Origin of the sequence: Rhodococcus sp. 11-3, assembly GCF_023704055.1 — a bacterium.
Lineage (GTDB): Bacteria > Actinomycetota > Actinomycetes > Mycobacteriales > Mycobacteriaceae > Rhodococcus > Rhodococcus aetherivorans.
Genome location: NZ_CP080406.1, coordinates 4,273,087 through 4,296,277 on the forward strand (window position 1 = coordinate 4,273,087; position 23,191 = coordinate 4,296,277).

At 72.1% G+C, this 23,191-nt stretch carries 20 protein-coding genes; 12 read left to right on the top strand and 8 right to left on the bottom strand.

Features of this window, described 5'->3' with window-relative positions; genetic code table 11:
* Positions 1-429: 429 nt before the first annotated feature.
* The 4 genes from KZJ41_RS19685 to mgtA all read left to right on the top strand — a co-directional run bounded on the left by KZJ41_RS19685 (position 430) and on the right by mgtA (position 6,178).
* The gene (locus KZJ41_RS19685) at positions 430-1,536 is read left to right on the top strand and encodes a DNA glycosylase AlkZ-like family protein (RefSeq protein ID WP_251549442.1); all 1,107 of its coding nucleotides are present in this window, start codon (positions 430-432) and stop codon (positions 1,534-1,536) included.
* Positions 1,537-1,690: 154 nt separating this feature from the next.
* Positions 1,691-2,035 (top strand): YciI family protein, encoded by a 345-nt coding sequence (locus KZJ41_RS19690; RefSeq protein ID WP_043800623.1) that lies wholly within the window; start codon positions 1,691-1,693, stop codon positions 2,033-2,035.
* Positions 2,032-3,303 (top strand): RNA polymerase sigma factor, encoded by a 1,272-nt coding sequence (locus KZJ41_RS19695; RefSeq protein ID WP_102799900.1) that lies wholly within the window; start codon positions 2,032-2,034, stop codon positions 3,301-3,303. Before KZJ41_RS19690 ends, KZJ41_RS19695 begins: the two co-directional genes overlap by 4 nt.
* A 217-nt stretch (positions 3,304-3,520) precedes the next feature.
* A complete protein-coding gene (gene mgtA / locus KZJ41_RS19700) occupies positions 3,521-6,178 on the top strand; it encodes a magnesium-translocating P-type ATPase (RefSeq protein ID WP_251549444.1) in 2,658 nt (885 codons plus the stop codon).
* A 98-nt stretch (positions 6,179-6,276) separates the two neighbouring features.
* Here the strand turns inward: mgtA and KZJ41_RS19705 are convergent, their stop codons facing one another.
* Together KZJ41_RS19705 and KZJ41_RS19710 are read right to left on the bottom strand one after the other, a co-directional pair.
* Positions 6,277-6,720: a hypothetical protein gene (locus KZJ41_RS19705; protein ID WP_050036402.1), complete on the bottom strand. Its 444-nt coding sequence runs from the start codon at positions 6,718-6,720 to the stop codon at positions 6,277-6,279.
* A gap of 97 nt (positions 6,721-6,817) precedes the next feature.
* Positions 6,818-7,615 (bottom strand): hypothetical protein, encoded by a 798-nt coding sequence (locus KZJ41_RS19710; protein ID WP_251549446.1) that lies wholly within the window; start codon positions 7,613-7,615, stop codon positions 6,818-6,820.
* A gap of 41 nt (positions 7,616-7,656) precedes the next feature.
* Between KZJ41_RS19710 and KZJ41_RS19715 the strand changes: the two genes are divergently transcribed.
* Positions 7,657-8,655, top strand: coding sequence for a GNAT family N-acetyltransferase (locus KZJ41_RS19715; RefSeq protein ID WP_168579876.1), 999 nt, complete (start codon positions 7,657-7,659; stop codon positions 8,653-8,655).
* Between the two features lie 16 nt (positions 8,656-8,671).
* Here KZJ41_RS19715 and KZJ41_RS19720 read toward each other — a convergent pair whose 3' ends face one another.
* Entirely contained in the window at positions 8,672-9,496 is an 825-nt protein-coding gene (locus KZJ41_RS19720; RefSeq protein WP_006930943.1) for an alpha/beta fold hydrolase, read from the bottom strand.
* 115 nt (positions 9,497-9,611) lie between these two features.
* Between KZJ41_RS19720 and KZJ41_RS19725 the strand changes: the two genes are divergently transcribed.
* The 3 genes from KZJ41_RS19725 to KZJ41_RS19735 all read left to right on the top strand — a co-directional run bounded on the left by KZJ41_RS19725 (position 9,612) and on the right by KZJ41_RS19735 (position 11,671).
* Positions 9,612-10,250, top strand: coding sequence for a TetR-like C-terminal domain-containing protein (locus KZJ41_RS19725; RefSeq protein WP_251549448.1), 639 nt, complete (start codon positions 9,612-9,614; stop codon positions 10,248-10,250).
* 66 nt (positions 10,251-10,316) lie between these two features.
* Positions 10,317-10,670: a GntR family transcriptional regulator gene (locus KZJ41_RS19730; protein ID WP_006930948.1), complete on the top strand. Its 354-nt coding sequence runs from the start codon at positions 10,317-10,319 to the stop codon at positions 10,668-10,670.
* Positions 10,667-11,671, top strand: coding sequence for a DUF1648 domain-containing protein (locus KZJ41_RS19735; protein WP_251549450.1), 1,005 nt, complete (start codon positions 10,667-10,669; stop codon positions 11,669-11,671). The genes KZJ41_RS19730 and KZJ41_RS19735 overlap by 4 nt, the downstream gene beginning before the upstream one ends.
* 153 nt (positions 11,672-11,824) lie before the next feature.
* Here KZJ41_RS19735 and KZJ41_RS19740 read toward each other — a convergent pair whose 3' ends face one another.
* The gene (locus KZJ41_RS19740; RefSeq protein WP_256997115.1) at positions 11,825-13,207 is read right to left on the bottom strand and encodes a PLP-dependent aminotransferase family protein; all 1,383 of its coding nucleotides are present in this window, start codon (positions 13,205-13,207) and stop codon (positions 11,825-11,827) included.
* A gap of 87 nt (positions 13,208-13,294) precedes the next feature.
* On the opposite strand from KZJ41_RS19740, the gene KZJ41_RS19745 reads away from it, so the two are divergent.
* Together KZJ41_RS19745 and KZJ41_RS19750 are read left to right on the top strand one after the other, a co-directional pair.
* Positions 13,295-14,521: a benzoate/H(+) symporter BenE family transporter gene (locus tag KZJ41_RS19745; protein ID WP_202917311.1), complete on the top strand. Its 1,227-nt coding sequence runs from the start codon at positions 13,295-13,297 to the stop codon at positions 14,519-14,521.
* A gap of 120 nt (positions 14,522-14,641) precedes the next feature.
* A complete protein-coding gene (locus tag KZJ41_RS19750) occupies positions 14,642-15,106 on the top strand; it encodes a GNAT family N-acetyltransferase (protein ID WP_006930966.1) in 465 nt (154 codons plus the stop codon).
* A gap of 387 nt (positions 15,107-15,493) precedes the next feature.
* Here KZJ41_RS19750 and KZJ41_RS19755 read toward each other — a convergent pair whose 3' ends face one another.
* A complete protein-coding gene (locus KZJ41_RS19755; protein ID WP_006930969.1) occupies positions 15,494-17,062 on the bottom strand; it encodes an HD domain-containing phosphohydrolase in 1,569 nt (522 codons plus the stop codon).
* 137 nt (positions 17,063-17,199) lie between these two features.
* Between KZJ41_RS19755 and KZJ41_RS19760 the strand changes: the two genes are divergently transcribed.
* Both KZJ41_RS19760 and KZJ41_RS19765 read left to right on the top strand, forming a co-directional pair.
* Positions 17,200-17,931, top strand: coding sequence for a hypothetical protein (locus tag KZJ41_RS19760; RefSeq protein WP_050035569.1), 732 nt, complete (start codon positions 17,200-17,202; stop codon positions 17,929-17,931).
* Positions 17,932-18,006: 75 nt separating this feature from the next.
* Entirely contained in the window at positions 18,007-18,414 is a 408-nt protein-coding gene (locus KZJ41_RS19765) for a hypothetical protein (protein WP_239010578.1), read from the top strand.
* Positions 18,415-18,473: 59 nt separating this feature from the next.
* On the opposite strand, the gene KZJ41_RS19770 is transcribed toward KZJ41_RS19765, so the two are convergent.
* The 3 genes from KZJ41_RS19770 to KZJ41_RS19780 are packed head-to-tail and all read right to left on the bottom strand — an operon-like array spanning position 18,474 to position 23,189.
* The gene (locus KZJ41_RS19770; RefSeq protein ID WP_203330092.1) at positions 18,474-20,444 is read right to left on the bottom strand and encodes a mycofactocin system FadH/OYE family oxidoreductase 2; all 1,971 of its coding nucleotides are present in this window, start codon (positions 20,442-20,444) and stop codon (positions 18,474-18,476) included.
* Positions 20,441-21,253 (bottom strand): mycofactocin-coupled SDR family oxidoreductase, encoded by an 813-nt coding sequence (locus KZJ41_RS19775; RefSeq protein ID WP_006930974.1) that lies wholly within the window; start codon positions 21,251-21,253, stop codon positions 20,441-20,443. Before KZJ41_RS19775 ends, KZJ41_RS19770 begins: the two co-directional genes overlap by 4 nt.
* Before the next feature lie 37 nt (positions 21,254-21,290).
* Positions 21,291-23,189, bottom strand: a complete 1,899-nt coding sequence (locus KZJ41_RS19780; RefSeq protein ID WP_251549454.1) for a mycofactocin system FadH/OYE family oxidoreductase 1 — start codon at positions 23,187-23,189, stop codon at positions 21,291-21,293.
* Between the last annotated feature and the right edge of the window lie 2 nt (positions 23,190-23,191).

Consider the following 23,191-nt stretch of genomic DNA (forward strand, 5'->3'; position numbering starts at 1 on the left):
CAAGACCGAGTTCAAGACCGGAGAGGTGGCGGTACCGATGTCGCCGCACACGTGGATCGGCGGAGGCCGCCCGATTCGTCGATCCACCGCCGTATCGAACTGCTCGTGCGCGAATACAGCAGCACCATCGCAACCCTCCGGTCCCGGTCCCCTGCCAGGAACGGCCTGGCACATAGCCCTGCAACACATCCCGGAGTCGGCGACCGCCCGCCCTGTCACCCGTCACAACGATAGAGCAGGCAGCGGGGCTGTCGCAGAGGAACGGAGCCCGCATGTTCTGGGCGGACCCTGGACACGCCGGTAGTCCGCGCGGCAGCACGGGCGGGCCGATGTCGCCGACAATGTCGTTGTCGGGATCGTCGTTGCCGGGATCGCCCGCACCGGCGCGTCCGGGGACACCACGGCGACGACAGGATCGGAGGGCCGGAAGTGGTTGTCACGACACTCGGCCGACGTCGGATCCTCGGCTACCGGGCCGCGGCCCAGGGACTCGACCGGACCTCCGCCGGGCGAGATCGGGTGCTTGCGCTCGGGGTCCAGGACACCCCGTACGGATCGGCCCGCGACGCGCTCGCCGCACGATCGGACGACGCCGCGGCAGAACATGATTCACTCGTCCTCGTATGGTCGTGGCGCGGGGCGCCGCACCTGCATCGGCCCGGGGATCTCGCGTTTCTCGCCGCGGCCCTCTGGCCGGTGAACGACACCGACGCCACGACACGTATCGGGACCGGGCAGATCCGCGAGGGCGCCCAGCGCGGCCTGCGCGCATTCACCGAGGCGGCCGAGGCCATGGGCGCCGCGCTCACCGGCCCGATGACCAAGGGAGAGCTGAGTGCGGCGGTCAGCGCGGCGGTTCCCGCCGACCTCACCTATCACTGCCCCTCGTGCAGAACCCGACACATCTCCGGTGCGCTGTTCCAGCAGGTCGGCCTCGCGGCACGCGTGCGGGTCTGCCCACAGGGCCGCAGCACCCACCTCGACGTCCTGCCCGCAGGGATCGGACCCGATGCGGTGCCCGAGCGCGCCGAGAGCACCGCTGCCGCCCTGCACCGGTACGCCGACGTGCTGGCGCCGGTCACACCGGCCGGGCTGGCGGCCTTCCTGGGCACCGACATCGCAACGATTCGCGCGGTCCTGCCCGACGATCTGGTTCCGGTGAACGGCCCGGCCGGGAAGGGCCTGGTGCCGGCCTCGGCGGTCGCTGACCTGGACGGGGCCGCCGACGTGCGAGCGACCCGCCTGCTGCCGCCCGGCGATCCGTGGCTGCAGGCCCGGGACAGAGAGTTCCTGGTCCCGGACCGAGCGCGCCGGAAGGCGATCTGGCGCCCGATCGGCAGCCCCGGTGTCGTCCTCGTCGACGGGGAGATACGAGGGATCTGGCGGGCGAGGGCCACGCCCCGGGACACGCTCGCGGTGTTGGTCGAGCCGTTCGAGCCGCTGTCCGTGCGGACGCGGGACGAACTCGAGGCCGAGGCACAGCGACTGGCCCGCGCCCGGGAGCGCACCGGCGCGACCGTGGGGTATGCCGGCTGACGATCCGGCGACCGCGCCCGGACGTGCCACCGGATGTCGGGGTCGCCGTCGACAATGAACCGGTACCCCTGTCGATCCGACGCCGTCCCGTTCGTCGTCATGTCGTACGGCAACCCTGCCGCACAGGACACTCACCCAACGAGAGGTGCTCACCATGAAGTACATGCTGCTGATCAACGCCGCATCGGCCGACGCAGGCGACCAGTGCAGCGTCGAGGAGTGGATGGTCTACGACAAGCAGATCCAGGAGACCGGAATCGTCGTTGCCTCGGAGTCGCTCGCGGACCTGACCACCGCGACGACCGTGCGGGTCGGCCCCGACGGTGCGCGTGCCGTCACCACCGACGGGCCGTTCGCCGAGACGCGCGAGGTCCTCGGGGGCTTCTACGTCGTCGACGTGCCCGACCTCGACGTCGCGCTGGACTGGGCGGCCCGCTGTCCCGGGGCGCGCGGCGGCGGATCCGTGGTGGTGCGGCCGATCGCCGACTTCGGGCAGTGACCGCGACGGACGGGCCGGGCGCCGGCGCCCGGGTCGACGCCGCCGTGGAAGCGGTGTTCCGGGAGGAGCGCGGTCGGCTGCTCGCCGCGCTCGTCCACCGCTTCGGCGACCTCGACCTGGCCGAGGACGTCGCCGCCGAGGCGATCGAGGCGGCGCTGGTGCACTGGCCCGTCCGGGGCGTACCGGCCAAGCCGGGGGCCTGGCTGCTGACGACGGCGCGGCGCAAGGCCGTGGACCGGCTCCGGCGGGATCAGGTGTACGCCGCCCGGCTCGCCGTTCTGCAGGTGGATTCGGAACGGGCCGCCCCCTCCCGCACCCCGGACGCCGGCAGTGAGATGCCCGACGAACGCCTGCAGTTGTTCTTCACCTGTGCCCACCCGGCGCTGCCGGCCGAGGACCGGGTGGCACTGACCCTGCGATGCCTGGCCGGGCTCGAGACACCCGAGGTGGCGCGCGCCTTTCTCGTCCCGACCGCGACGATGGCCCAGCGGATCGTACGGGCGAAGAAGAAGATCCGGCAGGCCCGCATCCCGTTCCGGGTGCCGGATCCGGACGAGTTGCCGGAGCGACTGCCGGGCGTGCTACAGGTGCTCTACTCGGTCTTCACCGAGGGATACGTAGCCAGCTCGGGGCCGGACCTGCAACGTCTCGACCTCGCCGAGGAGTCGATCCGGCTGGTCCGGATCCTGCGCCGACTGCTGCCCGGCGAGCGGGAGGTGACCGGGCTGCTCGCTTTGATGCTGCTGATCCATGCGCGACGCGCCGCCCGGACCGGCCCGGACGGCGAGATCGTTCTGCTCGCGGATCAGGATCGCGCACGGTGGGACCACGCCCTGATCGCCGAGGGCACCGCCCTCGTGCCCGTGGCGCTGACCGGCGGCCCGCCGGGTCCGTACGGAGTGCAGGCCGCGATCGCGGCGCTGCACGACGAGGCCCCCGACGCCGCATCCACCGACTGGCCGCAGATCGTCGCGCTCTACGACGTCCTGTCCGCCCTGGCACCGTCGCCGGTCGTCGCGGCGAACCGCGCCGTGGCGGTGGCGATGCGCGACGGTCCCGAGGCCGGCCTGGCGCTGCTCGACGCACTCGCCGACGAGCCCCGGCTGCGCGGCTACCACCCGTATTCCACCGCGCGCGGCGAACTGCTGCACCGGCTCGGCCGCGACGACGAGGCCGCCGTCGCCTACCGGCGGGCGCTCGAGCAGGCCGGAACCGAACCCGAACGGGAGCACCTGCGCCGGCGGCTGGACGAGACCGGCAGGTCGTGACCGGGACGAACCCGTGGTTGCCCGCGTCTGTACGCGGACCGCTCCGAACGTAGCCGGGACCGGTTAAGTTTGCGGCCATGCAGGCAGCGGCGAGGCGGATGCTGTGCCGGACAGGGTGCGGCGGTGCGGGTGACGTGCCTGCGCGGTTGAGCAGGGGCAGGATGTCCGTTGTCGTCGCACTGCACGGGCGAGTTGCGGCATCGATCGGTATGGCCGGATGACCGGCCTCCCGGTCCTGCACATCGCCGCGGCCGACGCCGCAGCCGGTGAGAGCACCGACGTGCTGTCCCGTCTGCAGAGTTCGTCCACCGGTCTGAGCAGCGCAGACGCGGCCGCCCGGCTGGCGGTGGCCGGACCGAATGCGGTGCGCAGCCACGGCGTGAGTGCCCTGGCGGTGTTGGGGCGGCAACTGCGCAGCGCGCTGTTGCTGCTGCTGTCCGCGACCGCGGTCGCATCGTTCTTTCTCGGCGACCGCAACGACGCCGTCATCATCGGGGTCATCCTGCTGGCGAGCATCGGGTTGGGCTTCGTCAACGAGTACCGCGCCGAACGCGCCAGCGCCGCACTGCACTCGAGGCAACGGCACACCGTGGTGGTGCTGCGCGACGGCGCCGCTGCCACGATCGACGTCACCGAACTGGTGCCCGGCGATGTGGTGCACCTCGTCCTGGGCGAGCTCGTGCCCGCCGACCTGCGCCTGCTCAGCGCGACCGGGCTCGAATGCGACGAGAGTGTCCTGACCGGCGAATCGGAGCCGGCCGCCAAGTCCGTGGACCCGGTGTCGCCGGGAACGGCCCTGGCAGATCTGGCCGGGTGCGCATTCATGGGCACCGTCGTCCATGCCGGCACCGGGACGGGGGTGGTCGTCGCCACCGGCGCGGACGCCGAGTTCGGGCGCATCGCGGTCGGGCTCGGTGAACGCGAGCCGGAGACCGAGTTCCAGATCGGGCTGCGGCGCTTCTCGGTGCTGCTGCTGCAGGTCGCCGTCGCTCTGACCGCGACGATCGTGGTCACCAACCTGGTGCTGCACCGTCCGCTGATCGAGTCGCTGCTGTTCGCCTTCGCCATCGCGGTGGGCATCACTCCGCAGCTGCTGCCGGCGGTGGTGAGCACCTCCCTCGCCGAAGGTTCCCGACGCCTGGCCCGCCGCAAGGTTCTGGTCAAACGTCTGGTGTGTATCGAGGACCTCGGTGACATCGACATCCTCCTCACCGACAAGACCGGCACCCTCACCGACGGACGGATCGGTTTCCGCGAGGCGCTGGCCCCCTCCGGTGCTCCCAGCTCGGCGGCGCTGTTGCACGGCCTGCTCGCCACCGAGACGGACACCGACACCGCCGGCGGTGTCCGTCTCGGTTCGAACGCGCTGGACACCGCCCTGTGGGCGGCGGCAGGTCCCACCGGCCCGGTCGCGGACGGGTACACCCGGCTGGCCACCCTGCCGTTCGACCACGAGCGACGCATGTCCTCGACGCTGGTGCGCGGTCCCGACGGCGAGTCCTTGATCGTGGTCAAGGGCGCGCCCGAGATCGTGCTCGATCGCTGCGCTGACGTCGGTACCGCCGCGCACACGGTGCTGAACGGCCTGTTCGCCCAAGGCAGCCGCGTCGTCGCCGTGGCCTCCAAACCCGCGCCCGGCCACGCCGATCGGCTCGTCCCCGACGACGAACACGGCCTGATCCTGACCGGCTTCCTCGTATTCCTCGACCGGCCGAAGACCTCCGCGGCCGCTTCGCTGACCCGGCTCGCCGCCCTCGGCATCACCGTCAAGGTGGCCACCGGCGACAACCCGCAGGTCGCCGAGAAGGTCTGCGCCGACCTCGGGCTCGTCTCCGGCGGCAGCCTGACCGGCTCCGACCTCGCAGGTCTCGACGACGCGCAGTTCAGCGAGGCAGCATTGCGGGCCACCATCTTTGCCCGGGTCTCCCCGGAGCAGAAGGCGCGACTGGTCGAGACCCTGCGCACCCACGGCCGGTCTGTCGGATTTCTCGGCGACGGCGTCAACGACGCGCTGGCCCTGCACACCGCGGACGTCGGCATCTCCGTCGATTCCGCCACCGATGTGGCCAAGGACGCCGCGGATGTGGTGCTGCTCGAGAAGGATCTCGGAGTGTTGGCGGACGGCGTCACGGAAGGGCGGCGTACCTTCACCAACACGATCAAGTACGTGCTGATGAGCACGTCGAGCAATTTCGGCAACATGTTCAGCGCCGCGGCGGCCTCGGCGGTGCTGGATTTCCTGCCGATGCTGCCGAGCCAGATCCTGCTCAACAACCTGCTCTACGACACCAGCCAGCTCGCGATTCCCGGTGATCGCGTCGACGAGGAACAACTGCACGCACCCTCGCATTGGGACATCGCGTTCATCCGCCGGTTCATGCTGTTCTTCGGCCCGATCAGCTCGCTGTTCGACTTCATCACCTTCGGGATCATGCTCGGGGTGTTCGCTGCCGGGCCGGAGCTGTTCCACACCGGTTGGTTCGTCGAATCCCTGGCCACCCAGACCCTGATCGTGTTCGCGATCCGCACCCGCCGCGTCCCGTTCCTGCGCAGCCGGCCCAGCCTGGGACTGGTGCTCACCGTCGCCGGGGTGCTTGCGGTCGGTATCGCGATCACGGTCTCCCCGCTCGGCGCGGACCTGGGGTTCACGCCCCTGCCGATCGGGTTCTTCCTCACCCTGGTCGTGCTGGTGATCGGCTACCTGGTGCTGATCGAGTATGCCAAGCGCGTGTTCTACGCCGAACCGATGCGGTATCTGCCGGCAGTGCGGTGGCGCGGTCACGAACACCGGATCCACCGGCGCGCAGCCCGGTTCAGCACCCCCACCCACCTTCGGGCGCCGACACCGCCCGCACCGGCACCGCCGGTGCAGTGACCTCGGCCGGCTGCCGGCCGAACATCGCAGCCCGAGCATCGAACCGGCGCTGGTGCCGGCGGTCGGCCCCCGATCGCCTCGGGGGCCGGGGAGGACGGTCAGTGGGGGGCGGCGGTCGACCCACCGGATCGATTGCCGAACGGATGGCGCCAATCGGGTGAGTTGGACGGCGAGCCCCCGGGCGGCGGCGGGACGGCGCTGCCGGGCTGCGGTGCGGAGGGCTGCGGTGCGGAGGACCGGTCGTACTCGTGCCTCGCGGCGGTGGTCTCGAGGCGGGATTCTTTCAGTTCGCGGCGAGCGAGCCGACCTCGACGCGAGGTCCGCTGCGCACCGGCGAGCAGGAGACTCAGCCCGACCGCTCCGATCGCACCGACGACGATGCCGTAGAGGAACAGTGCCCCGGTCGAACCGGTGACGTGGTACCCGAAGACGACGAAGCTGTCGTCGGTCAGTGCATGGGCGGCGCCGGTGTTGCCCAACACCCCGGCCACACCGATGATCACGGCGGCGAGGAGAACGACGAGTCCGAAGATGATGAGCATGACGGCCTCCATGGCCAGGGGAGTATGTATCTCTCCAGTCAACGCCGGGTTCGCACCGTTGTCGACCCGGCTGTCGTGGAAGTCGTTGCTCCTGCCGCTAGCCGTCGAAGCCGCTGCGGGCGGCCCAGCCCGACGCGGCGAACGACTGTCGCAGGGCGGCGCGCAGGTCCGCTTCACCCGCAAGGGCTTTCATCGCGGACCGGTACTCGTGCGGGCGCCGGCCGACGAGTGCGGCGAACCCGGCACAGTGGCGCAGGAGCGCGGCGAACAGCGCCTCCTGGGACTGCAGCGGCAGCGGCGGCGCCCCCGGCGGCGCGAGTGCGCCCCACTTCGAGACGTACACGCCGAAGGACGCCGGCCGCTGTCCGCCGTCGATCTCCAGCCGGCACTCGTCGGCGGTCACGGTGCGTCGCGTGTAGTTCCGCTCCGTCGCGTCGAGGCACGCGAGCTGGTCTCGGTCGAGCAGCGACGCGAACACCGGGGTGCGGGTCCCCGGCCGCCGGAACGCGGTCGCCGCGACGTAGCCGGCCACGCTGACGTGGGCGCTGTGCCCGACGGCGATGCCCACGACCGTCGCGCGCAGGAACGGCACGGTGGTGTCGACGTTTCCGGCCGTGAACTTGCGTCGCACGACCGCCGGGCACGCGTTCGAGCCCACCGCGACGACGAGGTGCCGGTCGCCGACGCCGGCGACGCCGGCCCGGCGCAGCGCCTCGTCGAGCGTCGAGTCCTCGCGCCCGTCCAGCCGTGCCGCACCGAGGCCGGCTCCCGGCAGGGGACGTGCCCGGTGATAGCCGTCCCCCCGGAGCAGGCCACTGCCCGGCGCGGCCGTCCCGGGATAGAGCCAGGGGGCGGCCGCGAAATCACCACAGTCCGTTCCGGCGACAGAACCCACCTTCCCAGTATGGCGCCGCGAACGCGCGGTACCCTCCGGCCGTGCAGATCGAACCGCGTCCCATCGACGACGCCGAGGTGCAGTCCCTGATCGACGAGGTGCAGCTCGAGTACGTCCGTCGCTACGGCGGACCGGACCACACGTCGCTGCATCCGGAGGAGTTCACCCCGCCGCACGGCGTCTTCCTGCTCGCCCGCGGCGGCGGTGCGCCGGCGGGGATCGGTGGCTGGCGGGCCCGCGACTCGGCGCATCCGGGACTGCGCGACGGCGACGCCGAGATCAAGCGCATGTACGTGCGGGAAGGCGCCCGCCGCCGGGGCGTGGCCCGACGGATCCTGGCCGAACTCGAACGCACCGCCGTCGAGGCGGGCCGGCGTCGGATGGTGCTCGAGACCGGCACCGAGCAGCCCGAGGCTCTCGCCATGTATGCCGCCGCCGGATACGAGCCGCTGCCCGAACGGTTCGGCAAGTACGCGTACTCCGCATCGTCGCTGTACTTCTTCAAGGACCTCGCGTTGCCCGGCGACGACGCGCCTCGCGTCCGTCCCGCACTCGCGGCGGAGCTGCCGGTTCTTCAGGACATCGAGCGCGCGGCCGGCCGCGCGTTCGCGGACCTCGGAATGGACGCCGTCGCCGCCGACCCGCCGCCCACGCTCGAGGAGCTGCACGAGTATGTGACCGGCGGGCGCGCCTGGGTGTGCCTCGACGGCCACGACCGCCCGGTGGCATACCTGCTCGCCGATGTCGTCGACGGCACCGCCCACATCGAGCAGGTGTCGGTGCATCCGGACCATGCGCGCCGCGGGCTCGGCCGGGCCCTGATCGACCATCTCGCCGGCTGGGCGCGTGTCCGCGAACTGCCCGCCCTGACGCTGACCACCTTCGCCGACGTCCCGTGGAACGGGCCGTACTACCGGCGGCTCGGCTTCCGGTACCTGCGCGACGACGAACTCGGCCCGGGGCTGCGGCAGATCCGACGCGACGAGGCCGCCGGGGGTATGGACCGGTGGCCCCGCGCGGCCATGCGACGCGAACTCTGAAGTTCTGCAAGACGTCTCACGTGCGGCGCGGTACCGCGGCGGCCCAGAATCGCCGCACCAGGTCCGTCGTCTCGGCCGGCGCCTCGAGCGGTACGAGGTACGCGGCGCCGTCGACGACGGCGCAGGACCCGTCGGGTAGCAGCAGGCTCGCCGCGCGTGCCTGCTCGGGCGTCCAGCCCTTGTGATCGCTGCCGGTGACGAACAGGGTCGGGACCGACACCCGTGGGAGCCGCTCGGTGAGGTCGGGCCGGTGCAGCGAGATGGAGACGACGGCGTTGCGCAGCGCGGCCCGGTCCGCGCGGACGAAACAGTCCTCGACGAGTGCGACCGCCTCCGGGTCGCGCTCCCTCGTTGCGGCGGAGAGCAATACGTTCGTCACGCCGGACCGGATGAACCCGGCGGCGCCGAGCGTCCGGTAGGCGGCGAGGAGGAACAGCGTGCGCGCGCGCTCCGGCCGGTTCAGCGCCTGGACGGGCGTCCCCAGCGTCACCAGCGTCCGGCACCTCGACGCCGCGTCGGTCGCGAAGACGATGCCGACGTGGCCGCCCCAGGCGTTGCCGACCCAGTCGACGGGTTCGTCGACACCGAGGGCGTCGAGCACGGTGACGGCCGCCGCGGCGCATTCCCCGGTGGTGTAGCGCCGGCCGGGGTCACCGCTCGCCCCGTGCCCGGGACCGGTGACCACGACGAGGCGCCGGTCGACTCCCAGCGCGTCTTCGACTCTGCTCCATGATCTTTCGTCGACGAACAGGCTGTGCCAGAGCACCGCGGGCCGGCCCTCCCCGTGCACGCGGACGGCGAGTGGACCCACCTCGGTCGAGATCTTCTGCATCCGTGTCATGACCGCCACCACCTCCGGTGCGACTCGGGTTGACACCGTCAATTGCTATGGTCCCGCGGTAGGTTGACACTGTCAATGCGCGGAGCCGCGCACGCCGGGAAGGGCTGGTGGACGGATGACCGACACGCTCGACGAACGGCTGCTCCGAGCCGCGCTCGAACTGCTGAGGGAGCAGCCGGCCGAACGCCTCAGCCTCCGCCGGGTGGCGCAGCAGCTGGACGTGAGCCACCAGGCGCCCTACGTGCACTTCGGGAACAAGCGCCGGTTTCTCGCGGCCGTGGCGGGCACCGGGCTGCAGGGCGCCGCGGCAGAGGCGGCCGCCGCCGTCGAGGCAGCCGGATCCGATCCACGGTGCCGGCTGCACGCGCTCACCGACGCCTACCTGCGGTTCGTCCGGGAGCGCCCGCACGTGCACGACCTGGCCTACGGGCCCACGGTCGACAAGGCCGATCACCCGCGCCTGCAACAGGCGGCCGCCGACTACTGGCGTCTGCTGCGCGACACCGTGGCGGCCTGCCAGCCCGAGGGTGTCGAGGAGGCCGAGGTGCTGCGGCGGTGCGCTGCCACGTGGGGCACCGTCTACGGCATCGCCCGGCTGACCACCCTGCACCAGATCCCCGCGTCGGTCCCCGGCGACCGCGACGGCCTGTTGCACGAGGCCGTCGACGTGCTCCACCGGGGCTGGCAGGCCGGCGACTCGGCCGGGATCCAGGGACAGGACCCGTCGTCCCCGTCGCCGCCGGGTCGCCGGTGACCGCACCGGCCCGATGCCGCCGTTAGCCGACTTGTTCTATTTCAAATAGAACAATATGCTTGTCCCGTGCTCATCAGACTGGACCCGAACTCGCCGGACCCGTTGTTCGTGCAACTGGCCGCGGCCGTGCGCGGCGCGGTAGCCCGGGGCGAGGTCCGGGCGGGCGAGCGCCTCCCCGGCGCGCGCGACCTCGCCGCATCGCTCGGCCTCAACGTCCACACCGTGTTGCGGGGGTACCAGCAACTGCGCGACGAAGGCCTGGTGGAGCTGCGCCGCGGACGCGGCGCGGTCGTCACCGACCGCGCCGAAACCGGGCATGCCGCTTTGCATTCCGCCGTCGCTCAGGCCGTCGCGCACGCCAAGCGCGTCGGCCTGAGCGCCGACGATCTCGTCGACCTGATCAGAACGGAGTACCGATGACAGACGATCCCTGCACCGACCGGCGCCCCACCGGCCGCATCCTCCTCAGCTCCACGGCCGCACCCCTGGCCGTCGCCGCCGCGGGCGCACTCGTGCTCCGGAGCTGGCATGCGCAGCTACCGAATCCGATCGCAACACATTGGAACCTCGACGGCACCGCGGACGGATTCGCCGGCCTCCCGGCGACGATCGCACTGTTGCTCGGGTTCGGTGTCCTGTTCGCCGCCCTCGGTTTCGGTCTCGCCCGGGTCGCCGACACCGACCCTGCCCTCACCCGCGCGGTCGCCGCGACCGTCACGGGAACGGTCGCTTTCGTGACCGCCCTGATCGTGCTGGTCACCGGCTCTCAGCGGGGACTCGCGGACGCCGCCGCAGCCTCGCTGCCGGGGGCGTCTCTCCTCGCAGCACTCGGCATCGGCGTCGCCCTCGGGGCCGTTGCCGCCGCGGCGGTGCCCCGGTGGTCGCGCGGACCTGCCTCTCCCCCGGCCGCCGATGCACCGCGAATTCCCCTCGGCGCAGACGAACTCGTCGCGTGGACCCGATCGGTGGCCACCGGCAACGTCACAACGATCGTGCTCGTCGCGGCGATCGGTATCGTCGCCGCCCTCGGCGTGCTCACACGCCTGTGGATCCTGCTGGGCCTGGCCGTGCTGCTCGCCGTGCTGGTCGCGCTGACCTGCTCGATCCGCGTCACCGTCGACGTCCGCGGAGTCACCGTCGCGGGCCTGTTCGGGTGGCCGCACCTGCACACCCCGCTCGGTGCCATCGCCTCCGCCTCCGTCACCGACGTGGCACCGCTGAAGCACTTCGGGGGCTACGGATACCGCATGGCGGTACTGGGCCCGCTGCGCGGCGCCCGAGGGTTCGTCCTGCGCGGCGGCCCCGCGCTGGTGCTCCACCGGCGCGACGGCGCACGCACCCTGGTCGTGGTCGACGATGCCGCGACCGCCGCCGGCCTCGTCAACGCCCTCGTCGAGACAGGACCGAGGCACCCCCAGTAGATTCCCGTGGAACATCTCACCTGCGGGCGGCGGAGAGTCCGGCACCGTCGATCATCCGCCGGCCACCACGTTGAGCGATCCGAGCTGCACAACACATCAACAACCAACCGGGCGCAATTCCCGGCGCGGGACGCTGCTTCGCACCACCGAACCTCACCGCTGGAGGATTTCGGAGAGCCGCCTGATGCCTTCGGCGATCTGGGCTTCGGTTGCGGCCCCGTAGGAGAAGCGCAGGAACGGTGCGGGTGGTTCGTCCACGAAGAAGTGACTCCCGTCTCCGATGAGTACCCCGGCCGCGTACGCGGCGGTGCAGATCTCGCGGGTATCTGCGCCCTGGGGCAGCCTGGCCCACAGGTGAAGGCCACCGCGCGGGACGCACGGGATGCGGATGCCGGGCGTCGTGGCGTGGATCGCGGAGGCAAGTGCGTCGCGTCGCGTCGCGAGCTCTGCGCGCAGGCGTTTCAGGTGCCGGGGCCACGCATTCGAGGTCAGGAGACCGCAGGCGATTTCCTGCACCAGCGGCGCGACGCAGAGGTCGTCGGCGGTGCGAGAGGCCCGGAGCCGTTCACCTGCCGGGCCGCGCGCGATGACCGCGCCGAGCCTTAGACCTGGGGAGGCAGGCTTCGAAAGGGTGAGGATCGATACGACGTGTCCGTGGGGGTCTTCGGTGAAGAGGGAGGGTGGGGCCTGTCCGTCGATTCCGAGGTGTCTGGCCCAGTCGTCCTCGATGATGAACGCGCCGTGTCGGGCGGCGAGTTCGAGCACCTGCTTCCGGCGCTCTGCACCGAGGACCGCGCCGGTGGGGTTCGCGTAGTTCGGCTGGAGGTAGACCACTCGCGCTCGCGTGCGTTCGAGTTCGTCGGCGAGACGGTCGACCAGGATCCCGTCGGCGTCGGCGGGTACCGACGAGAGGTTCAGGCCCGCGCTCTGCGCAGCGAGGATCGCGCCCGGATAGCTCGGGCTCTCGGTGATGACCGCCGACCCCGGCTCGGCGAGTGTGCGCATCGTGAAGACGAGGCCCTGCTGCCCGCCGGAGACCACAAGCACGTCGTTCGGGTCGGCGCGGTATTCGGAGGCGAGGATCCGCCGCAGTTCCGGCGATCCCGCTGGCGGCGTCATCATCCAGGCACGACCGCTCTTCGCCGCACGCGAGCCGATGCGATGCAGTTCCTCGTTCGGCTGTAGTTCGGGGGCGAGGTATCCCCAGGAGAGCGGGATGTGGTCGGGAGTACCGTAGCCGCCCAGGCGAGCGGCCCGGTCGGCGTCCACTCTGGCGCGGCCGAGCGCCTGAGACTGCCAGGAGAAGTCCGGTTCCGGTAGTCGTTCGCGGCCCGCCACGAACGTTCCCCGCCCGGGCTCAGCCCGGACCAGCCCGAATGCGCTCAGTTCCGAGAGAGCTGCCGAGACGGTGGCTGCACTCGCCGCGAACTCTCCGGAGAGTTCGCGGACACCCGGCAGTTTCTCCCCGATATGCATCGTCGCGATCCGCTGGCGGAGGCGTGCCGCGATTTCCGACGCTCTGTTATCATTCGACATGACGCTAGTGAATAACGTTACTCAAGTTTCTGCAAGATTGTTACGCCATCGAGCGGGCGTGACGTCGGCAGTCTCGGCGGCGCACCGATGAGCCGGGGTTCCTCTGTGCTGCGGGATGTCTCAGTCTCCGCGGTCGTCGCGGGCTTCCTCTCGGCGCTCATCAACTTCGCAGGCCCGTTCCTGATCGTGCTCGAAGCCACTCGCGCAGCGGGTCTGAACGAGGCGCAGACCGCGTCGTGGGTCTGGGCGGTGGCGATCGGCAACGGCGTGTGCAGCATCGCGCTGAGCCTGTTCACCCGTATCCCGGTGATCGTCGCTTGGTCGACGCCCGGAGCGGCGCTGCTGATCGCCTCGCTCGGCGGCTTCTCGTTCACCGAGGCCGTCGGCGCGTTCCTCGTCGCCTCGGTCGCCGCCGCAGTGGTCGGGTACACGGGCTGGTTCGGCCGGCTACTCGCCAGGGTGCCCGGCCCGGTGCTACAGGCTCTGCTCGCCGGGATCCTGCTGCCCTTCGTCGTGACCGCAGCGGGCGCCTTCACGAGCGCGCCGCTGATCGCGGGGAGCATCGTCGTCGCCTTTTTCCTCGGCAAGCGCTTCTTCGACCGATACGCAGTGCTCGCCGGACTCGTCGCCGGGCTCGCGGCGACCGGGGCGACCGGATCCTTCCGCGAGGTCGCGCCGTCGCTCGCGCTCGGCGGCCCTGTGTTCACGATGCCGGCATTCACCCCGGCCGCGCTCGTGAGCATCGCGCTGCCGCTGTTCATTGTCACGATGGCCTCGCAGAACGCACCCGGGCTCGCACTGCTCCACTCGCAGGGGTACGAGCCGAACGACCGCCTGCTCGTCGGTGCCATCTCGACGGTCTCGGCGATCCTCGCGCCCTTCGGCTGCCACGGCATCAACCTCGGCGCGATCACGGCGGCGATCGCGCTCGGCCCCGAGTCGCATCCGGATCGCGCACAGCGTTACATCGCGGGCCTCTCGGGCGGCCTCACCTATCTGCTCGTCGGCTCGTTCGGGGGCGTGCTCGTGGCCGGGTTCCGGGCGATCCCGAGCGAAACGGTTTCGGTTCTTGCTGCCGTCGCCCTGCTGGGCTCTGCCCTCACCGCACTGAAGGGGGCGATGGGCGGCGATACCCGCACCGGGATCGCGGCCCTGACCACGCTCGCGGTCACCATGTCGGGCGTCGTGTTCTTCAGCGTCGGTGCCGCGTTCTGGGGCCTCGTCGCGGGCAGCGCCGCGTACCTCCTGCTGGCCCCACGCCAGCCGGGAACCCGAACAGGCAAGGAAAGAAAGGAGAACGCAGTGATGACGTGACCGAAGCCTGAGCGCGGCGCATCCCGCATCGGATATTCGATCCTCGCGGGCGGAGAACGCTCGGACAGTACCTGGCAGTACCGCTCTGCCGAGACCTTCAACCACCGATAGGAGCCACCCATGGCAACGACCACCATTCCGACGATCCGGCCGCTCGCCCCTGCCGACGAGTGCCGCTGGCGTGTCCTCTTCCGCGAGTACCGCGAGTTCTACAAGCTGCCCGAGTCCGAGGACATCGTCTCCCGCGCATGGGGATGGTTCATGGATCCCCGACACGAATGCAAGGCTCTCGTTGCGGAAGCGGACGGCGAGATCCTCGGGTTTGCACACCATCGCCGGTTCTCCTCGCCCTACACCGGCACCACCGGCCTCTTCCTCGACGACCTGTTCACCGACCCCGCAGCCCGAGGCCGGGGTGTCGGACGTGCACTGATCGGCCGTCTCACCGAGATGGCCACCGCCGAGGGTCGCGCCGTGGTGCAGTGGGTGACCGCCGAAGACAACCACCAAGCCCAGGCGCTCTACAACACCCTCGCCACGCGAACGAGCTGGGTCACCTACGAGGCCGAACCTTCTGCGAAGTGAGCACTGCACCATGAAACCGCTGCCGCCGGAGACCCTCCGAGTGGTAGCACAGGGCGGCGGAAATGCGAGTTGATCCATTCGCCTGTCCTCGACGATGATCAGTGCGTCGACCCGTCTCCGCGCCAGCCTCGAAAACCTTTGCGGCAGCACCACATCAGGCAATCCGACGGGGTGGCGGATCATCACAAGCAGTGGCGTCCACCAATCCACCTGCCGGTGTTGGTGACCGAGTTGCCGGGTGAACGGCGCGTACCGGCCCGCCCGACCCGCTGAACCGTGCGCAGAGGCTACGGGCCGGCCGGGAAAACCTCGACGAGCGAACCGGGTTCGATGGCGACCGGTCCGGCCGCGGTGCGGTGCTCCCGTCGCCCGCCGCGGGCCGGCGGGTCACCAGGCCAGCCCGAGATCGACGGCGGCCAGGCCGGCCCGCGTGCGGTTGTCCACCCCGAGCTTGGCGTAGACGCGCTCGACGTGGTTGCGGGCCGTCTTCTCCGCGATGCACAGCTCGTCGGCGATCTGCCGGTTGGACCGGCCCCGGGCGACGAGCCGCAGCACCTCCACCTCGCGGGCGGTCAGCCCGGCCGGCCATGGCGCGCGCCGCACCCGCCGGTGCCCGGCCGCCGTCAGCACCGCCTCGACCGCCTCGGCGTCGAGGCGCCCGCGGTGGGCCTCCTGCCGCAGGCGACCCGCTGCGTGTTCGGGGGTGAGCGCACCGCGATGCGGCCGGGGTTCCCCGAAGCGCTGGTACGTCTCCGCCGCGGCGAGGAGACGATCGGCGACACTCAGGTCGCGTCCGCGCACGCCGTTGGGATACCCGGAGCCGTCGAGGCGTTCGCGGTGCGTGGTTGCGACGGCGACGACGTCCTCCATGCCGGTGACGCGGCTGAGGATCCGCCCGGTCAGGTAGGGGTACAGCCGGACCCGCTCCCATTCGGCGCCGGTGAGCGGACCGGGCTTCTCCCAGATCCGGTTGGACACCCCCATCCGGCCGAGACCGTGCACGAGCCCGGCCCGGTAGAGCACCTCGACGTCCGTCGCCGGCAGGCCGCGCAGGCGGCCCGCGGCCGCGGTCAGCTCGGCCACCGCCCGCGAATGCCCGAGCAGGCAGGGAACTTTCAGATCGACGAAGTCTGCCATCGCACGAAGCAGCGTGTCGAGTTCGTCGCCGGCGAGGACGCGCGCACGGTCGGGCGCCCGATCCAGCGCCGCCGCCCACGCGTCCTGCTCGAGCAGACCGTCGGTGAGTTCGCCCGCGGCCTCCTGGAACACCCGCGCCACCCGCGGACAGAACTGGGTCCCGCTGCGCGCCCGCGCGACCTCGACGGCCCGCCCCGGCCCGCCGGCCCGCAGATGGACCTCGGAGACCTCCGCGAGGTGCACGATGTGCATCTCGAGGGGGATGTCGTCGCCGCGCACACCCGCGGGCAGCCCGGCGCCGTCCCACCGTTCGAACGCGTAGGCCAGGGCCGCGCCGACCTGCCGGTCGAGCCCGACCCGGTCGGACAGCGTCCCCGCCGAGGCGCAGTGCGAACCGATCAGCTCGGCCATGCGACGGCGGGCGGTCAGCAGGAACGCGACGACCTCGACCCCGCGACGCGCGCCGTCGAGCCCGCGCCCGACGTGGCTGGTCAGCATCCGCAGGAACGGCAGCCCCCTCATGTCGACCCCGTAGGTATCGGCGCGGAGTGCGATGTCGTCGCCGAACAGCTGCGCCAACTCGTGCGAGTCCGCGTGGCAACCGATCCAGGCGACGAGGTTCGCGTAGTAGACGACGGCCTGCTGCCGTGCGTCCAGGCCCATGCGCTCGGCGATCCGTCCGGCCAGCACGGCGGACCGCAGCATGTGCTCCATCGGCTGCCCCAGGCCCAGGTCGATCGCCAGGGACAGCGCCGCGAGCAGCTCGGCGCGCCGCGGCCCGTCCCGCGGGCCCGGAGACGACTCGCTCCTGCGCTGCACGGCCCCATTGTCCTCCGCCGCCTGAGCCGGGGCGCCCTGCCGGACGGATGCCGAAGATGAGGCATCGGCCCCATGCTTCCGGTCACGACGCGGCGCACGATCGGGAGGACCGTATTCGTACGCCGAGGGAGGACGAGATGAAGACCACACCGCAGGAAGCCGCCGAGGAGCCCCGCGCCCTGCCCCGGGTCGCCGGCGAGCGGTTCACCGGGTATGCCGTGATCGGGGCGCCGTTCGCCAGCGGGCACTGTCTGGCGCTGCGCCGGTTCACCGCCGGGTCGGTGGGCCCCGCCTTCACCGCGGTCTGGCACCGCGACCCGCAGGGCCACTGGACCGTCTACAGCGATGCCGCGCCGGAGCACGGATGCGCCCGCTACCTCGGCGCCGCCCTCACCCGGACGGTGCGCACCGACGTCGCCGCCGAGTGGACCGGCCCGTCCCGGTTGCACATCACGGCGGGCGACGACGTCGTCTGGGACGTGCGGGTGTCCTCGTCGCCGGCCACCACCCTGGCGACCCTGGCCGGCCGGCTGCTGCCGGGTGGGGCGTGGCACAACCCCGCGGTCCTGGCCGCCGTGGCGCGCGTCGCCGGCCCGGTCCTGGGCGCCGGCCGGATCCGGCTCACCGGCGACGTGCCGAACGGACAGTGGTTCCGCGCCGCACCGCGCCGGTTGTGGTCCGCCCGCACCCTCGCCGCGGTGGTGGGCGGCGTCGACCTCGGCGCCGACGGGCCGCTGCCCGAACAGGAGCGGCTCGGCGATTTCCGGATTCCTCAGCGCGCCCTGTTCGCGACCGTCGATGCCTGGTTCGAGCCGTTCGATCCGCTGCGGCACGCGCCGGCGTCCCCGGGCGGTGCGCTCACCTGCTGACCCGTGCCGGCACTTGCGCGTGCGATGATCTTGTGGACCATCGAGGGGGTGCCATTGTCTGAAAGCATCGTGCCGGTGACGGGTAGACGAACCACGCGGGGGGCGTCCGAGGACCCTGTGTACGTTCCGCTGCGCAGCATCTCCGAGGCGGCGGCGACGCTGCAGGAGTCGGTGGCGCGGCAGAACGCCACGGACTACTACGAGGTCCGCGCGGCGATGGATGCGGAGTACTACTGGCGCGCCGTGGTGCAGACCTTTCAGATCGCCGACGAGTCGTTCCTGCACGCCTCGCGCGGCACCCAGGACGGTGCCGACATCTCGGCCCACGTCATGGCCCGCGCCGCGGACTGGGTGGCGAGGACGGAACTGGCCGTGGAGGGCTCCCGGATGTACGGGGCGCTGGTCGCATTCACCCAGGGTGTGGGCGACGGGTACGCGGCGGTGGAGTCGTGGGCCGACGCCACCAAGCGAGCGAGCCGATAGGCCGCTGCGCGGCCGGTGCGTCCTTTGGGTTGCTCCTGCCGCCCAAAGGACGCACCGGGCTACAGCCCCACCGCCGCCCGCTCCCCCTCGACGATCGCGGCGTGTGCCCGTCGCGGCGTGACCGCGTCGCCGATCCGCACGACGTGGAAGGCGCTGTCGCGCAGCGCTACCCAAAGATCGTCCACGGGGTCCTGATGGGTGGCCACGACCACCGCGTCCACCGTGCGGGTGTGCGCGACGGCGGTCGGGTGGTGCCACAGCGCGACGTCGAGCCTGCCGCCGGTCTCGGTGACGGCGGTGACGAGCGTGTCGGTGAGCTGCGCGATGCCCTCGGCGTGTGCCCGGCGGGTCCAGCTCTCCATGTCGAGGGTCAGGCCGAGGTCCTGTCCGACGATCATCCCGGCCGTGCAGACCGTGACCGCGGCGCCGCGGCCGGCGAGCAGTGCGGCCACCGACGTCGCCTGGTGGAAGCCGAGGTCGTCGACGACGAGGACGTCGCCCTGCGGGGACACGCGGCCGTCGAGCACGTCGCGGACGTCGACGACGAGCGCGGTGTCGCCGGCCCAGTCCGGGCGCCGCGGGCGCGCCCCGGTGGCGACGACGACCGCGTCCGGTCGGTGCTCCTGCACGAAGGCGGCGTCGACGTGCACGCCGATACGCACATCGACGCCCGCGCGGCGGCATTCGACCTCGAGGCTGTCCACCATGCCGGCGAGTTCGCCGCGGCCCGGAGCGGTGGCGGCCGTGCGGATCTGACCACCCAGGGCGGGGGTGCGCTCGCACAGGGTGACCCGGTGCCCGCGCTGCGCGGCGGTCGCGGCGGCGCGCAGGCCGGCCGGTCCGCCACCGACGACCAGCACGCGCCGGCCGGGGACCGCCGGATCGGGTAGCAGCTGCGCCTCGCGGCCGGCGCGGGGGTTCTCCACGCAACCGATCCACCGGCCGAGCCCTACCCGGCCGATGCACTCCTGGTTGCAGGCCAGGCACGGACGCACGGCCTCGTCGTCGCCGGCGAGAGCCTTGGCGGCGAAGTCGGGGTCGGCGATCTGGCCGCGGACGACGCCGACGAGGTCGCAGCGCCCCTCGGCGAGGGCCGCCTCGGCCTGGGCGGGGGTGGTGAAGCGTCCGACGCCGACGACCGGCAGCCGCACCCGCCGCCGGATCGCGTCGGGCACGAACAACGCGTAGCCGTGGGGCGTGGCCATGGACGCCTCGATCAGGTGCAGCGTCTCGGTGGCCACGCCGATCGAGGTGTTCAGGTAGTCGACGTGCCCGCTGTCTTCGATCATGGCGGCGACGGCGACGGCGTCGTCGAGGGTGATCCCGCCGTCGGTGCCGTCGTGCCCGCTGAGGCGGACCCCCACGACCAGGTCGGACCCGACCGCCGCGCGCAGTGCCCCGACGACCTCGAGCAGGAACCGCGCCCTGTTCCGGAGCGGTCCGCCGTACCGGTCGGTGCGCAGGTTGGTGCCCGGGGACAGGAACTGCCGCACGATCGACGCCTGCGAGCACTGCAGTTCGACCCCGTCGAATCCGCCGGCACGGCAGTGCTCGGCGACGCGGGCGTACCCCTCGACGAGGTCGCGGATCTCGTGCTCCTCGAGCGCCTTGGGCACCTCCCGGAACAGCGGGTCGGGCACGGCGCTGGGCGCCCACAGCGGCAGGCCGGTGTACATGCCGCAGCCCTGGGCGCCGTTGTGGTTGAGCTGGGCGAAGATTCGCCCGCCGCGGGCGTGCACGGCGTCGGTGATCCGCCGGTACCCGGGCACCACCGCGGGGTCGTACCCGCGGATCAGCTTCTCGTAGGGCCGGTCCGTCGGGTGCACGGTGTGCTCCTCCGAGACGATCAGCCCGGCTCCACCGCCGGCCCGCGCCGCGTAGTACGCGGCGTGCTGCGCGGTGGGCAGCCCGTCCTCGGCGAAGTTGGTCAGGTGCGCGGAGAACACCACCCGGTTGCGCAGCGTGACCGGGCCGAGCCGCAGCGGGGCGGCCAGCCGTGGGTGCGGTCCGGCGGAGCAGGTTTCGCTCACACCTTCGAGTTCCCCTGGTCGAGGGCCATCTGGCTGCCGGTGACGGTCCGGGCGCGGTCGCTCGCGAGATACAGCACGGCCTCGGTGATGTCGTCGACGTCGGCGATCGGCTTCTCGGTGAGGATCGGGGCGAAGCTCGGCAGCCAGTGCGGGTACTTCTCGAACAGCGTCAGCGCGCCTTGGTCGGTACCCATCGGGGTGTTCACGCCGTAGGGGTGGATGGAGTTGACCCGGATGCGGTACTCGCCGAGCTCCTTGGCGGCGCTCTGGGTCAGGCCGACGAGGCCGAACTTCGCGGCGGCGTAGTTGGCCTGGCCGGGCATGGCCTTCAGCCCGGCGACGGAACTCACGACGATGATCGACCCTCCGTTGCCGGCCTCGATCATGGCGGGCGTGGCGGCCTTGAGGGTCTTGAAGACGCCGGTGAGGTTGATGTCGATCAGTTCCTCGAACTGCTCGTCGGGCATCTCCCAGAAGCGGTTCCAGTTGCAGATGCCCGCGTTGGCGACGACGACGTCGAGGCGGCCGAACTGGGCGACGCCGTCGTCGACGACGGACTTCAGGGCGGCGCTGTCGCGCACGTCGGCGATGCGCGCGTGGATCTTCGCCCCCTCGGCCTCGACGAGCTGGACGGTCTCGTGGAAGTCGGCTTCGGTGACCGGGGCGTAGGAGTTGTACTCCGAGACGGGACCGGCAATGTCGACGCCGATGATCGACGCGCCCTCCCGCGCGAACCTGATCGCGTGGTTGCGTCCCTGACCGCGCGCAATGCCGGTGATGAACACGACCTTGCCGTCGAACTCGCCCATTCGTCGATCCTTCCGATCCGTAGCAGTCTGCAACAGGTTACAGTTCGGATCCGAGCGTGTGACCCTCCCGTACCGCCTGGTGGACACTTCGCGGCGCCAGGCAGTCGCCGATCCGTGTCAGCCCGGTGCGGTACAGGGTGTCCTCCGGCAGCCCCGGGGCGCAGTCGACGAGCAGCGCGCCGGCGACGTCGGTGCGCCGTCCGGTCAGCCGGTGCTCGAGTTCGACCGCGTCGGCGCCGACCCGTCGCACCGTGACCCCGAGGTGCCGGGCGACCCCGGCCCGCTGCAGCCGGGTGTTCGCCGCGACCAGGTCGCCCGTCGGCGCGAGCCGCGACCCGGCGATCGGGTCCGTCGTGGCGTACGAGACGGTATAGCCCTGGGCGGCAAGCTGTTCCGCGATGCCCACCGCGACGGGACCCCCGACGGGATCCCACACCACGACCGGCCGCACGGCGATCGGGCCACCGGCCAGCAGGCCGGCTGCGGTGACGTAGTGGCCCTCCTCGGCCGGGTACTCGGGGGGCCGGTCCCGGCTGCCGGTGGCGAGCACGACGGCCTCGCCCGCGGCCACGGCGTCCTCGAGTTCGCCGGCGGTGACGGCACGACGGGTGTCGATCCGCACGCCGAGCGCGCGGCAGCGGGCCTCGAGCCAGTCGACGAGCGCGGAGAGCGTGTCGCGTCCCGTGCCCACCGCCGCGGTGCGCAGCATCCCGCCGACGCGTCCGGCGCGCTCGACGAGGCGGACCCGGTGACCGCGCTCCGCGAGGACCCGGGCGGCCTCGAGCCCGGCCGGACCCCCACCGACCACGAGGACGTCCCGCGCGGCGGTGGCCGGAGGCTGCGGCGCGCGCGTCTCGTGCCCGGCCTCCGCGTTGCCGATGCAGCCGACCCGGGGATTGCGGAAGTCGCGCACCAGGCAGGCCTGGTTGCACAGCACGCACGGCCGGGGCGAGCGGCCCTCGCGCACGGCGGTGACGAGGTCCGGATCGGCGATCTGCGCGCGGGTCATCTCGACGAGGTCGCCCACCCCCTCGGCGAGGGCGCGCTGCGCGGCGGCGGGGTCGACGACGCTGCCCTGCAGGACGACGGGGACGACGCCCGCCACCGCGTCGCGGACGGCGCGGCACAGTCCGGCGTTGAACCCGGCCGGCGTGTGCGCGTCGGGCCGGTACGCGCCGGGGGCGTAGAGGCCGCCTCGCACGACGGTGAGCAGATCCAGGTCCGGCGCGAGGTCGCGGGCGTGGGCGGCGGCGTGCTCCGGGGTGATGCCGGCCCAGGGCGCCTCCTCGTCGCAGCTCAGGCGCAGCGCCAGGATCCGCCCGGGGCCGAGTTCGGCGCGCACGGCCGCGACCACCCGCCGCAACAGCAACGACCGGTCGGCGCCGTAGCGGTCGGTGCGCCGATTGGTCAGGCCCGAGAGGAACTGGCGCAGCAGCGCGGTCGGCCCGGCGTCCAGTTCGATCCCGTCGACATCGGCGGCGACCGCGACCGCGGCGGCGGCGCGGAATCCCTCGATCACCGCATCGATCTCGTCGTCGCCGAGTTCCATGGGCAGTTCCCGGACCGCGGGGTCCGCCACCCGCGACGGGGCCCACAGCGGTGCCTGGGTCCACGCGCTCGAGCCCTGCAGCCCGGCGTGGCCGAGGCCGGCCAGCACCAGGGTGCCGTGCGGCCGGCAGGCGGCGACGACGGCGGCCCATCCGGGACCGCACTCCGCGGCCAGGGGCGCCCGCTCGTAGGGCTGGTCGTGCGGGTGCACGGAGGCGACCTCGGTCACGAGCACCCCCGCGCCACCGCGCGCTCGGCGCTCGTAGTACGCCACGTGTTCGGACGAAAAGGTCCTCCCCACACCGAGATTGGTTTCGTGCGGCCCGAAGAGCACCCTGGCCGGCGCGTGGCGTCCGGCCAGGGTGATCGGTTCGGTGAGGGTGCCCATCG